At 65.0% G+C, this 12706-nt stretch carries 15 protein-coding genes; 11 read left to right on the forward strand and 4 right to left on the reverse strand.

Annotated elements, in window-relative coordinates:
• Nucleotides 1-95: 95 nt before the first annotated feature.
• Complete coding sequence (gene phnF, locus IVB29_RS14195; protein WP_247503984.1) at nucleotides 96-827, reverse strand: phosphonate metabolism transcriptional regulator PhnF; 732 nt, start codon at nucleotides 825-827, stop codon at nucleotides 96-98.
• A gap of 120 nt (nucleotides 828-947) precedes the next feature.
• Here phnF and phnG point away from each other — a divergent pair, with 120 nt between their 5' ends.
• The 9 genes from phnG to IVB29_RS14240 all read left to right on the forward strand — a co-directional run bounded on the left by phnG (nucleotide 948) and on the right by IVB29_RS14240 (nucleotide 8002).
• Complete coding sequence (gene phnG / locus IVB29_RS14200) at nucleotides 948-1412, forward strand: phosphonate C-P lyase system protein PhnG (RefSeq protein WP_247503985.1); 465 nt, start codon at nucleotides 948-950, stop codon at nucleotides 1410-1412.
• Nucleotides 1413-1416: 4 nt separating this feature from the next.
• Entirely contained in the window at nucleotides 1417-2025 is a 609-nt protein-coding gene (phnH, locus tag IVB29_RS14205; RefSeq protein WP_247503986.1) for a phosphonate C-P lyase system protein PhnH, read from the forward strand.
• 3 nt (nucleotides 2026-2028) lie between these two features.
• Nucleotides 2029-3144 (forward strand): carbon-phosphorus lyase complex subunit PhnI, encoded by a 1116-nt coding sequence (locus IVB29_RS14210; protein WP_247503987.1) that lies wholly within the window; start codon nucleotides 2029-2031, stop codon nucleotides 3142-3144.
• Nucleotides 3141-4031, forward strand: coding sequence for an alpha-D-ribose 1-methylphosphonate 5-phosphate C-P-lyase PhnJ (locus IVB29_RS14215; protein ID WP_247503988.1), 891 nt, complete (start codon nucleotides 3141-3143; stop codon nucleotides 4029-4031). Before IVB29_RS14210 ends, IVB29_RS14215 begins: the two co-directional genes overlap by 4 nt.
• The gene (phnK, locus tag IVB29_RS14220; protein WP_247503989.1) at nucleotides 4024-4821 is read left to right on the forward strand and encodes a phosphonate C-P lyase system protein PhnK; all 798 of its coding nucleotides are present in this window, start codon (nucleotides 4024-4026) and stop codon (nucleotides 4819-4821) included. Before IVB29_RS14215 ends, phnK begins: the two co-directional genes overlap by 8 nt.
• A gap of 22 nt (nucleotides 4822-4843) precedes the next feature.
• Complete coding sequence (gene phnL, locus IVB29_RS14225; RefSeq protein ID WP_247503990.1) at nucleotides 4844-5542, forward strand: phosphonate C-P lyase system protein PhnL; 699 nt, start codon at nucleotides 4844-4846, stop codon at nucleotides 5540-5542.
• A gap of 12 nt (nucleotides 5543-5554) precedes the next feature.
• Entirely contained in the window at nucleotides 5555-6712 is a 1158-nt protein-coding gene (locus IVB29_RS14230; RefSeq protein WP_247503991.1) for an alpha-D-ribose 1-methylphosphonate 5-triphosphate diphosphatase, read from the forward strand.
• Nucleotides 6709-7305: a phosphonate metabolism protein/1,5-bisphosphokinase (PRPP-forming) PhnN gene (phnN, locus tag IVB29_RS14235; RefSeq protein WP_247503992.1), complete on the forward strand. Its 597-nt coding sequence runs from the start codon at nucleotides 6709-6711 to the stop codon at nucleotides 7303-7305. Before IVB29_RS14230 ends, phnN begins: the two co-directional genes overlap by 4 nt.
• A gap of 85 nt (nucleotides 7306-7390) precedes the next feature.
• A complete protein-coding gene (locus tag IVB29_RS14240) occupies nucleotides 7391-8002 on the forward strand; it encodes a pyridoxamine 5'-phosphate oxidase family protein (protein WP_247503993.1) in 612 nt (203 codons plus the stop codon).
• A 178-nt stretch (nucleotides 8003-8180) separates the two neighbouring features.
• Here the strand turns inward: IVB29_RS14240 and IVB29_RS14245 are convergent, their stop codons facing one another.
• The gene (locus tag IVB29_RS14245) at nucleotides 8181-8912 is read right to left on the reverse strand and encodes an SDR family NAD(P)-dependent oxidoreductase (protein WP_247503994.1); all 732 of its coding nucleotides are present in this window, start codon (nucleotides 8910-8912) and stop codon (nucleotides 8181-8183) included.
• A 394-nt stretch (nucleotides 8913-9306) separates the two neighbouring features.
• Between IVB29_RS14245 and IVB29_RS14250 the strand changes: the two genes are divergently transcribed.
• On the forward strand, nucleotides 9307-9528 hold the full coding sequence (locus tag IVB29_RS14250) for a hypothetical protein (RefSeq protein ID WP_247503995.1): 222 nt from the start codon (nucleotides 9307-9309) through the stop codon (nucleotides 9526-9528).
• A 17-nt stretch (nucleotides 9529-9545) separates the two neighbouring features.
• A complete protein-coding gene (locus tag IVB29_RS14255) occupies nucleotides 9546-10499 on the forward strand; it encodes an aliphatic sulfonate ABC transporter substrate-binding protein (protein WP_247503996.1) in 954 nt (317 codons plus the stop codon).
• 6 nt (nucleotides 10500-10505) lie between these two features.
• Here IVB29_RS14255 and IVB29_RS14260 read toward each other — a convergent pair whose 3' ends face one another.
• Complete coding sequence (locus tag IVB29_RS14260) at nucleotides 10506-11288, reverse strand: alpha/beta hydrolase (RefSeq protein WP_247503997.1); 783 nt, start codon at nucleotides 11286-11288, stop codon at nucleotides 10506-10508.
• 4 nt (nucleotides 11289-11292) lie between these two features.
• Nucleotides 11293-12588, reverse strand: coding sequence for an O-acetylhomoserine aminocarboxypropyltransferase (locus IVB29_RS14265; RefSeq protein WP_247503998.1), 1296 nt, complete (start codon nucleotides 12586-12588; stop codon nucleotides 11293-11295).
• Between the last annotated feature and the right edge of the window lie 118 nt (nucleotides 12589-12706).

Genomic DNA, 12706 nt, shown 5'->3' on the forward strand with positions numbered 1-12706 from the left:
CGTGCCCACCACTTCTATCGAGATAACAGGGAAGATGGTGGGCACGGCGCAAGTGCGCCTTTGCCCACCCTACGATATCCGGATTCGTGGCGCGCTCACCCGTTCTCCACCAGAAACTCCACCCGCTCCGCGGCAAATCGCGAATGCTTGGTCACCAGCGGCTTGCCGTCGAGGTGGTGGTCGGTCGCATCGACCACCAGGATCGGCCGTCCAAGCGGAAGATCCAGCCGCGCCGCGTCGGTCGCATCCACGATACCGGCGGTGATCCTTGTCGCGCCGCGGCGATAGTCGCGCACGCCGTAATGTTCGAGCAATTTCGTCATCGAGCGTGTCGCGGCGAACACTTCGCCCGCGCCCGGAAACAGTGCGGCTGACAGCCAGGTGGTGGAGACGCAGATCGGCGTGCGGTCGGCGAGCCGTATCGCCTCGATCCGCACCAGCGGCGCGCCGGCCTTCAATCCCAGTTCCCGCGCCAGCTCGCGGGTCGCGACGTCATCGGATGTCTCGATCAAGCGGCCATGCGGTTCGCGGCCGTCCGCGCCGACGATCTCGGAGAAGCGCGTGCGTGAGCGCAGCGGATAGGCGAGGCGTTGCGCCTCGACATAGGTTCCGCTGCCGCGCTCGGCGCGCACGATGCCGCGCTCGGCAAGGGCAGCCAGCGCACGCCGCACGGTGTGGCGGTTCACCCGATAGGTTTCGGCGATCTCCATCTCGCCCGGCAATTTGTCGCCTGCCGCAAAGCGGCCGTCGGCAATGCCGCGCTCGATGCCGTCGGCAACGAGGCGCCATAGCGCGACGCCGGAAGTGGCGGTGTCCTGCATGCTCATGTCGCCGGTCAGCCTAGCCCAGAAATCACAGCCTTGTCACGAAACAGTCATGGCGCTTCCGTATGAAGTTGTCTAGTATCATAGACAACTTGGATTCGGCAAGTTCGGCAAGCAAGTTCGGTGGATCAGGTGACGCAGCAAAACATTCAGCAAGCCCAGCGCAAGGCCGCGATGGCCGTGCTGGCGCATGCGGAGGCGGGCGAGATCGCCGCTCGCCTCCGCAACTTGGCCCTTCCCGCCCATCAGGATCTGCGCGAGCCGGAAAGCGGCCTCGTCATGCTGCGCGGCCGGGTCGGTGGCGATGGCGCGCCGTTCAACCTGGGCGAAGCAACGGTGTCGCGCGCGGCGGTGCGGCTTGCGAGCGGCGAGGTCGGCTTCGGCTACACGCTCGGTCGCGATGGCGAAAAGGCGCGGCTGATCGCGCTGTGCGATGCGCTGGCGCAGTCGCAGGATTTTGGCGCGTCCGTCGAGCGGGATGTGATCGCGCCATTGCGCGAACAGCTTGTGGCAGAACGCAAGCGGGCAGCGGCCGAGACCGCCGCGACGAAGGTTGATTTCTACACCATGGTGCGCGGTGAGGGGTGAGATCATGACCACGATTGCGGAACTGCCACCGGGGTTCGTCGACAAGGTGTTGTCGGCGCAATCGACCTTTCGCTCGGTCATGGACGCGATGGCGCGACCGGGCTCGGTCCAGCGTATCGTGCCGATGGCGGGAACGGCAGGTCCCATAATGCGCGGCACCGCCGCAATCGCGCTGACGCTGTTCGATCACGACACGCCGCTCTGGCTGGATGCACGGATGTCGGAGAGCTCCGACGTAACAAAATGGCTGAAATTCCACACCGGCGCGCCGGTGGTGCAGGATTCCTCCATCGCGAGCTTCGCGCTGATCAGCGAAGGCGCGTTGCTGCCGACGCTTGAACGCTTCGCCCTCGGCACCAACGAATACCCGGATCGCTCAACCACGGTGATTCTTCAGGTCGAGAGCCTGGACATGGGACGCAGCTTCGAGCTGCGCGGGCCGGGCATCGACGGTGTCGCGATGCTTCAGGCGTCGATCAAGCCGTTCGACCTGTTCGAGCGCCTGCGTATGAACGAGGCGCTGTTTCCACGCGGCATCGATGTGGTGCTGGTCGCCGATGATGCCGTGGTCGCGATCCCCCGCACCACGCGCGTCGAAAGCAAGGGAAGCTGAAGCATGTATGTCGCAGTCAAAGGCGGCGAACGCGCCATCGAGAACGCCCATCGGCTGCTCGCCCATGCGCGGCGCGGCGATCAAGGCGTTGCGGAAATCTCTCTCGACCAGATCTCGGAACAGCTCGGCCTCGCCGTCGATCGGGTCATGAGCGAAGGCTCGCTCTATGACCGCGAGCTCGCGGCGCTGGCGATCAAGCAGGCGCGCGGCGATCTGATCGAGGCGATCTTCCTGGTCCGCGCCTTCCGCGCCACGCTGCCACGCTTCGGCACGAGCGAGCCGGTGAATACCGGCGCGATGCGGGTGCAGCGGCGCGTGTCCGCGACCTTCAAGGACATTCCCGGTGGCCAGATTCTCGGGCCGACCTTCGATTATACGCATCGTCTGCTTGATCCCTCGCTCGCTGAAGGATTTGTGCCGGAGGTGCCGGCGACAGCGGAAGCCTCGACGGCGCCAACGCCGCGCGTCACCGACATTCTGGGCCGCGACGGGCTGATCGAATCTTCGCCGCAGGCCGAGGACGGCGCCAGCGTCGGCGATCTCACCCGGGAGCCGCTGAACTTCCCGGCCGATCGCGATTTGCGCCTGCAAAATCTCGCGCGCGGTGACGAAGGCTTTCTCCTCGCTATGGGCTACTCCACCCAGCGCGGCTATGGCCGCAACCATCCCTTCGTCGGCGAGATCCGCTTCGGCGAGGTCGAGGTGGAATTCTTCGCCGAGGACGTCGGCTTCGCCGTGCCGCTCGGCTCCATCGAGCTGACCGAGTGCCAGATGGTCAACCAGTTCAAGGGCTCCGCGACCGAAGCGCCGTGCTTCACCCGCGGCTATGGCCTCGCCTTCGGCCAGAGCGAGCGCAAGACCATGTCGATGGCGCTGGTCGACCGCGCGCTGCGTGCCCGCGAACTCGGTGAAGAGGCACTCGCACCGGCGCAAGATGAAGAATTCGTAATGTCGCATTCGGACAACGTCCAGGCCACCGGCTTCGTCGAGCATCTGAAGCTGCCGCACTATGTCGACTTCCAGTCCGAGCTCGGCCTGTTGCGCAAGCTGCGCCAGGAATTTTCTAAAGCGTTTGCCGAGACCAGTGCGCCCGATGCCATGAAGGAGGCCGCGGAATGAACGCGCCCGCCTACAATTTTGCCTATCTCGACGAGCAGACCAAGCGGATGATCCGCCGAGCGATCCTCAAGGCGATCGCGATCCCCGGCTATCAGGTGCCGTTCGCCAGCCGCGAGATGCCGATGCCCTATGGCTGGGGCACCGGCGGCGTGCAGGTGACCGCCGCGATCCTCGGACCGCAAGACGTGCTCAAGGTGATCGACCAGGGCTCCGACGACACCACCAACGCGATCTCGATCCGGAAATTCTTCGCCAAGACCGCGGGTATTGCGACGACAACGACAACGGTTGACGCGACCGTGATCCAGACTCGTCACCGCATCCCGGAGACGTCGCTGCACGCGAACCAGGTGCTGGTCTATCAGGTGCCGATCCCGGAGCCGCTGCGTTTCCTCGAACCGCGCGAGACCGAGACGCGGCGCATGCATGCGCTGGCCGAATACGGCCTGATGCATGTGAAGCTCTACGAGGATATCGCCCGCTTCGGTCACATCGCGACCGCCTACGCCTATCCGGTGAAGGTGAACGCGCGCTATGTGATGGACCCGTCGCCGACGCCGAAATTCGACAATCCCAAGATGGACAACAGTCCGGCGCTGCAATTGTTCGGCGCTGGCCGTGAGAAACGCATCTATGCGATCCCGCCCTACACGAAAGTGGTGTCGCTCGATTTCGAGGATCACCCGTTCGAGCCTTATCGCTTCAACGCGCCCTGCGCGCTGTGCGCCGCCGAGAACTCCTATCTCGACGAGATCGTGACCGACGACAAGGGCGGCCGCATGTTCGTCTGCTCCGATACGGACTATTGCGAAGGCCGCCAGGCCGCCGGGCATCACGGTAGCCTCAGCGCTGCGCCGTACAAGGAGAAGGCGGGCTCACATGGCTGATCAAGACATGCTCGAAAACGATCAGCCGCTGCTGGTTGCGGAGTCTCTCAGCAAATCCTACGGCCGTATCGCCGCGTGCCGCGATGTGTCGTTCTCGCTCTATTCCGGCGAGGTGCTGGCGATCGTCGGTGAATCCGGCTCGGGCAAGTCGACGCTGCTCCAGTTGCTGTCGGGCCAGCTCGCGGCCAGTGGCGGACATGTGTCGTATCGGATGCGCGATGGCGTCACCCGCGATCTTGCCACGCTGGGCGAGGCCGAGCGCCGCTTCCTGTTCCGTACCGACTGGGGCTTTGTGCATCAGGATCCCGCTCAGGGCCTGCGCATGGCGGTTTCGGCCGGCGCCAATGTCGGCGAACGGCTGATGGCGGTCGGCTGGAACCATTACGGCCGCATCCGCGAGACCGCGTCCGACTGGCTTGGCCGCGTCGAGATCGATGTCGCGCGCATCGACGACGCGCCGCGCACCTATTCCGGCGGCATGCGCCAGCGCCTCCAGATCGCCCGCAACCTCGTCACCGAGCCGCGGCTGGTGTTCATGGACGAGCCGACCGGCGGTCTCGACGTGTCCGTGCAGGCGCGCCTGCTCGATCTCCTGCGCAGCCTCGTTGCCGAGCTGAATCTTGCCGTCATCATCGTCACCCACGACCTCGCGGTCGCGCGGCTGCTGTCGCACCGCGTGATGGTGATGAAGGGCGGCCGTGTCATCGAGACCGGTCTCACCGACCAGGTGCTCGACGATCCGCGCGAGCCCTATACCCAACTCCTCGTCTCCTCGATTTTGCCGCCATAAGCCTTCCAAGATGAGCATTCCAATGACCGCCATGATCGACATCGCCGATGCCAAGAAGACCTTTACGATGCACCTGCAGGGCGGCATCGAATTGCCCGTCGTCAGCGGCGTGACCTTCCATGTCAATCCGGGCGAATGCGTCGTTCTGTCGGGGCCGTCAGGCGCCGGCAAGTCGTCGATCCTCAAGATGATTTTTGGCAATTACCGCTGCGACTCCGGTCGCATCGGTATTCGCCACCGCGATACCTTAATCGATCTCGCCACCGCCGAGCCGCGACAGGTCCTCAACGTGCGCCGCGCGACCATTGGCTATGTCAGCCAGTTTTTGCGCGCGGTGCCACGGGTCGCCACGATCGACGTCGTTGCAGAGCCGCTGATCGTCAACGGCATGGCCCGAGCCGATGCGCAAGCGCGTGCGGGCGAGCTGCTGCACCGCCTCAACATCCCCGAACGGCTCTGGCAGCTTCCGCCAGCGACTTTCTCCGGCGGCGAGCAGCAGCGCGTCAACATTGCGCGCGGCTTCATCTCGGATCTGCCGATCCTGCTGCTGGACGAGCCGACCGCGTCGCTCGACGCCGCCAACCGCGCCGTGGTGGTCGCGCTGGTCGCCGAGAAGAAACGCCAGGGCGTCGCCATGGTTGCCATTGTCCACGACGAGGAAATCCGCCATTTGATTGCCGATCGCATCGTCGACGTCACCAGCTTTGCCGCCGCCGCCTGAAGGAAGAGGGACATGAACGCCAAGCCGAAGGACACATTGATCGCCAACGCCAGGATCGTGCTGGCTGATAGGGTGATCGAGCAGGGCTGGCTTGCTCTCGCCGACGGACGTATTGCCGAGATCGGCGAGGGCAGGGCGCCCGCGGGCGCGGAGGACGCCGGCGGCGATTTGATCATGCCGGGCCTGATCGAGCTTCACACCGACCATCTCGAAGCGCATTACGTGCCGCGCCCAAAAGTATTCTGGAATCCGGTCGCCGCGGTCATCTCCTATGACGGCCAGCTTGCGACGTCTGGCATCACCACCGTGTTCGACTCGCTTCGGGTCTGGCGCGATGATGGCGCCGAGGAAGTCGATGGTCGTGCCGGCACGCTCGCCGCCGCTATCACGACCGCGCGCGATGCCGATTTGCTGCGCGCCGACCACTTCCTGCATCTGCGCTGCGAAATCCCGATGCCGAGCGTGGTCGAGGAGGCCAAGGAGCTGATCGACCGCCCCGACGTCCGCTTGATGTCGCTGATGGACCACACGCCCGGCCAGCGCCAGTTCCGCGACGAGGTCAAGCTGCGTGATTATTATCGCGGCAAGGGTGGCGGCAAGACCGACGCCGAACTCGATGAGCTGTTCGCAAAGCGCTTCGAGTATCAGAGGCTTTATGCCGCGACCAACATGCGCGAGATCGTGGCGCTGGCGCATCAGTACAAGATCCCGCTTGCGAGCCATGACGACACCACCGAGGAGAACGTGGCGGACGCCTTGCGCGACGGCGTTTCGGTGGCGGAGTTTCCGACCACGTTGGAGGCCGCGCGCGGCCTGCATCAGGCCGGCATCGGTATCTTGATGGGCGCGCCGAACGTGGTGCGCGGCGGTTCGCACTCCGGCAACATCGCCGCGGTTGACCTCGCCCGCGAAGGCCTGCTCGACATCCTGTCGTCGGACTACATTCCGTCCAGCCTCCTGATGGCCGCGCTGCAATTGCCCGAGCATGTGCCCGCGATCAGCCTTCCGGCCGCAGTTCGCACCGTGACCAAGGCGCCGGCCGAGGCGGTCGGTCTCACCGACCGCGGCGAAGTTGCGACCGGCAAGCGCGCCGATCTGATCCGCGTGCACGTGACCGGCAGCGTTCCCGTAGTCCGCAGCGTCTGGCGTGAAGGAAACCGCGTCGCATGAGCGAGACCGCGACCATGGCCGAGGGTGAGGCAAGCGGGATCGGACCCGGGCGGCTCGTGCTCGTGGTCGGTCCGAGCGGGGCCGGCAAGGACACGCTGTTGCGGCTCGCGCAGGCGGCCTGCATCGATGATCGCAACATCGTCTTCCCGCGCCGCGTCGTGACGCGCGAATCCTCCGCGGACGAGGATAACATGGCGATGAGTCCGGACGAATTTCGTGGCGCCCGCGAGCACGGCGATTTCGCCGTGCACTGGGACGCGCACGGACATTCTTACGCCCTGCCGCTCGACATCAATGACGATATCCGTGCCGGCCGAGCCGTCGTCGCCAACGTCTCGCGCACGGTGATCGGCGCGCTGCGCCAGGCGTACGCCAACGTCGTCGTCGTCGCGATCACGGCGCCGCCGGACGTGCTGGCGCAGCGGCTCGCCGCACGAGCCCGGCACAGCGACGGCAATATCGGCGATCGCCTCACACGCAGCGTCGACGACGCGTCGGTCCATGCCGACGTCACCATCCTCAATGCGGGCAGCGCGGACTATCACAGCCGCCACCTCCTGCGCGTAATCAGGAATGAATGCTGGCACGATTAGAGCGTTTTCAAGCGAAGTGGATACCGGTTCGCGTCAAGAAAACGCGTCAAGACAAAAGTAGCCGGCGCAACAAGGAGAGAGTGGAATGACGGTGATCAATACGGTCGAAGAGCTTGAGGCCATCTACGGCGCCACCAACGATGCCTCGACCGTGAAAGTCGCCGACCACGTCACGCCGCTCTACCGTATCTTCATCGAGAAGGCGCCGTTCGCCGCGCTCGCCACCATCGGGCCCGAGGGCATCGATTGTTCGCCGCGTGGCGATCTCCCCGGCTTCGTCCGCATCCACGATCCCAACACGCTGATGCTGCCGGACCGCCGCGGCAACAACCGGGTCGATTCCCTGCGCAACATCGTGCGCGATCCCAGGGTGTCGCTGATGTTTTTGATCCCCGGCTCCGGCAACGCGGTCCGGGCCAACGGCCGCGCGCATCTCTCGGTCGATCCGGGCTTGCTCGACTCGTTCAAAGTTGAGGGTAAGGCGCCGCGCAGCGTCATGGTGATGGATGTCGATGAAATCTACTTCCAGTGCGCTCGCGCCATCGTCCGCTCCGACCTCTGGAATCCCGACAAGCGCATCGATCCCAAGACCCTGCCGACGCCCGGCCAGATCCTCGCCGAGATGAGCGAGAACAAGGTCGGCGGCGCAGAGTATGACCGCATCTGGCCGGAGCGCGCTGCCGCTACGATGTGGTGAGCGTCCGCGCTCTCTCGTCTCCCTCGCCCCGCTCTTGCGGGGAGAGGGCGGGGTGAGGGGCTCTCTCGACACGTGAGATCGTCGTAGGACCTGTACCCCCTCACCCGGATTGCATCTTCGATGCAATCCGACCTCTCCCCGCAAGCGGGGCGAGGTGAAGGGGAAGCTCGCCGCGCTGCTAACTAAACGCCATCCCGCCGCTCAACGCGATCGTTTGCCCGGTCATGTAGGCATTGTCGACCAGCAGCGTCACGGCTTTCGCCACCTCGTCCGCGGTGCCGAAGCGGCCGAGCGGGATGCGGCTGACGAGCTGGGGCTGGCCGCTCATCATGTCGGTCTCGATCAGCGACGGCGCCACCGCGTTGACGGTGATGCCTTCCTTGACCAGCCGCGCCGCATAACCTCGCGTGAGACCCTCCATGCCGGCCTTCGACGCATTGTAATGTGGCCCGATCGAGCCGGCACCGCGTGCGGCACCCGAGGAGATGTTGACGATCCGGCCCCATTTCCTTGATCGCATCGACGGTAGCACCGCCTGCGTGCACAGGAACACGGATTTCAGATTGACCAGGATGGTGCGATCGAAATCGTCCTCGGTGAGATCGTCGACGCCGCGCGTGATCGCGATGCCGGCATTGTTGACGAGGATGTCGATGGGGCCGAGCCCGGCCGTGACGTGCTCGACCATGTTGGCCACGGCTTCGCGCTGTGAGACATCGGCGGCGACGACGATGGCACGACCGCCCTGCTTGCCGATCTCGCCCGCCAGTCGCTCGGCCTGCCCGATCTGCTCGCGGCAGTTGATCGCCACGGCCGCGCCTGATGCGGCCAGCGCACGACAGACGGCTGCGCCAATCCCGCGCGAGCCGCCGGTGACGAGCGCCGTGCGCCCCTTCAGATCATCCGCCATCTCCAGACCTCCCGATTTGCCTGCTTTGTGGATGCTGGAACCCTATCATGCTGGCCGCGCACCGGTGTTGAAATCGTCGCGAGATGAATCCGACTGTCAGCGCTCGCGGCGGGAGAAACGCTCCGGCGCGCACGCGCCAAATATGGATAGCCATTTCATTGACCAATCGCGCCAATCGCTCGATACTTACAGCATCGAAAACTGCTCCTCGAGCTTGATGCCGCGACATGAGAACCGATCACCAGCGTAACCTTGACGACATGCATGCGTGCATGACGCGGCGCTGTTTCTCGGCGGCAGCCGGCGCCTGTTGTTGTTGCTGATCTCCTTCTAGCAGCATCCCACACCGCAAATTCCAATACGGGAACGCCGAGACTTCGGCGAGCGAGCAGTCATGTCTCAAGCCCAGTCCAACGCCTACATCATCGAAATCCAGGAACGCGCCGCCGGCATCGTCACAAGAGATGAGCGCGGCTTTCGCTTTTTCTCCTCGGAGCGCCTTTTCGACAGCCTCGAAGGCCGCCAGTTCCGCACGGCGCGCGAGGCCGAGCGCGCCGCACGAGCCCTGCTCGCCGGGAAGGGCCGGCGCGCAAATTCTCAACTCTTCGCCAACTGAAACCGGAGGACCACGATATGATCACCAGACGCCACGTGCTCGCAACCACGCTTCTGCTGGCGACGGCCTTTGCCGTACCCGCATATGCCGAGGACAAGCCGGCGGAGATCCGCATCGGCACGCAGAAGGGCGGCTTCTTTCCGGCGGTGCGCCAGCGCCAGACGCTCGAAAACGCCTTCAAGCCGCTCGGCATCGAGATCAGATGGATCGACTTCCAGTTCGGCCCGCCGTTGCTGGAGGCCATCAATGTCGGCAGTGTCGATTTCGGCTATGTCGGCGATTCCCCGCCGATCTTCGCGCAGGCCGGCGGCGCAAAAATCCGCTATGTCGCGGCGGTGAAGTCGGACGGCAACACCCAGGCGATCATCGTGCCGAAGGACTCGCCGATACACGCGCTGGCTGACCTCAAGGGCAAGCGCGTTGCCTTCGGCAAGGGCTCGAGTGCGCACAATCTCCTCGTCGCTGCGCTCGAGAAGGGCGGCCTGTCCTGGTCCGACATCACGCCGGCGCCGCTCGCGCCCGCCGACGCGACGGCTGCCTTCGTGAAAGGCTCGGTCGATGCCTGGTCGATCTGGGACCCGTATCTGGCGCTCGCCGAATTGAAGGAGAACGCCCGCGTGCTCGTTTTCGACAAGGACGTGCATAAGCCGAACGCCTATTACATCGCCAACACGGATTTCGTCGAAAAATATCCGTCGCTGGTCGCAAAGCTCAACACGACATTCGCGTCTGAAGGCGTGTGGGCGGACTCACACCACGAGGAGGTTTCGAAAGCGCAGGCCGAGGCGACCGGCGTCGATATCGAGGCGATCAGGCGTTTCGTCAACCGTTCCAACTACCGCGTGGTGCCGCTCGATGCCGAGGTGATCAAGAGCCAGCAGGCCGTCGCCGACCGCTTTGCAAAACTCGGCCTGATCCCAAAGCCGGTCAACGTCTTCGACATCGTCTGGAAGTGGACGCCAGGCTCCTGACGCGGCTCAGCCCTTCAGCGCCATCAGCAACTCATCCGGGCGCTCGGCCATGATCATGTGGCCGGCGCCCGGCACGACGACGGTCTTCGCGTGCGGGATCGCGGCGGCGAGTGCCTTGCCGGCCTTCACCGGTGTCATCATGTCGCGCTCGCCGAGGATCAGGGTCACTGGCACCTTCACGCTCGCGGCCGCTTGAAGCGCGTTCGCGTAGGCATTGCAGGCCGACAAATCCTTGAACAGCACGCCCGGTTCGCAAGCTTGAAGCACGGCTTGCGCGCTGCCATGCATCCACAGGCCCGGCGCCAGGCTGCCGCCGAGCTCGGCGTTGAAGCCAAGGCCCCAGATCGACACCATGTCGTTTGCGTCCTGTTCGTTGGCTTCGGCTGCCTTGAGGAGATCCGGGCCGACCGTCATGGTTGCGGCGGTGCCGATCAGGCTCAGCGCGGAGACCTTGTCGGGATGCCGCGCCGCCGTCTCCAGCGAGATCAGCGATCCCATGGAATGACCGATCAGGTGCGCCTTCGCCACACCGGCCGCATCGAGCAGCGCCGCCGTCCAGGCGGCCATCTCCGCGATGCTTGAGAGCGAGGGCCCGGCCGTGCGGCCGTGGCCGGGGAGATCTGGCGCCAGCACGCCGAAGCCGTGATGCGCAAACCAGCGCGTGTGCAGCGCCCAGGTCGAACGATCGAACCCGGCGCCGTGGAGAAAGACCACTGTGGGCAGGGACCTGTCGAAGTCGCGGCCGCCGGTTGCGACGAACACATCGGTGCCGTTGACGGAAAGCTTCATGGCGTCAGACCTTCTGGGAGATGCGCAGCGCCTGCGCGAGATCGTCGATGATGTCGCTTGCCGTCTCGATGCCGACCGACAGCCGCACCAGCTCCTCGCCGATGCCGGCGTCCCTGAGCTGCTCGGCATCCATTTGCTGATGCGTCGTCGAGGCGGGGTGGATCACCAGCGTCTTGGCGTCGCCGACATTGGCGAGATGGCTGATCATGCGCAGCGATTCGATGAACTTGCGCCCCGCAGGCCGTCCGCCCTTGATACCGAAGGAGACGATCGAGCCGGCGCCGCGCGGCAGCAATGCCTTGGCGAGCTGATGGTCGGGATGGTTCTCCAGTGAAGGATGCAGCACCCAGTCGACGGCCTTGTTGGATTTCAGCGCCTCCAGCACCAGATGCGTGTTCTGCATGTGACGGTCCATGCGCACGCCCAGCGTCTCGACGCCCTGCAACAGCTGGAACGCGTTGGTCGGCGACAGGCAAGCGCCGAAATCGCGCAGACCCTCGGTGCGCGCGCGCATGATGAAGGCGGCCGTGCCGAACTGCTCGTCGAAGACGATGCCGTGATAGCCGCCATAGGGCTCGGTCAGCACGCCGAACTTGCCGGAGGCGCGCCAGTCGAAACGGCCGCCGTCGACGATGGCGCCGCCGATCGCGATGCCGTGGCCGCCGATCCACTTGGTCGCCGAATGCATCACGATGTCGGCGCCAAGCTCGATCGGGCGGCTGAGATAGGGCGTGGCAAAAGTGTTGTCGATCAGCAGCGGAATCTTTGCCTCATGCGCGATCGCCGCGATCTTGGGGATGTCGAGCACCTCGAGGCCGGGGTTGCCGATGGTCTCGCCGATCACGAGCTTCGTGTTCGGCTTGATCGCCGCGCGGAACGCATCGTGGTCGCGCGGCTTCACGAAGGTCGTGGTGATGCCGAAGCGTGGCAGCGTGTGCGCCAGCAGATTGATGGTGCCGCCATAGAGCGAGCTGGACGCCACGATGTGATCGCCGGCATTGAGCAGCGTCGCGATCGCCAGATGCAGCGCGGCCATGCCGCTCGCGGTGCAGATCGCGCCGACGCCGCCTTCCAGCGCCGCGAGCCGTTCCTCCAGCACACTGGTGGTCGGGTTGGAGATGCGCGTATAGATGTGGCCGGCGCGCTCCAGATTGAATAATGCGGCGGCGTGATCGGAATCCTGGAACACGTAGGACGTGGTCTGGTAGATCGGCACTGCACGAGCGCCGGTCGCGGGATCCGGATGCTGGCCCGCATGCAGGCTCAGGGTCTCGAAGGCAGGCGGTTTTGGCGCGGGCATGCTTGGCCTCGTTGGTCGGTCGGCGATGGCGGTTCTTGTGCCACAAAATGGCGCGCGAAGTCAGCCATTGACAGTGCCGGTACGTTCCCTCGCCCCGCTTGCGGGGAGAGGGTTGGGG

Origin of the sequence: Bradyrhizobium sp. 1, from assembly GCF_023073315.1 — a bacterium.
GTDB lineage: Bacteria > Pseudomonadota > Alphaproteobacteria > Rhizobiales > Xanthobacteraceae > Bradyrhizobium.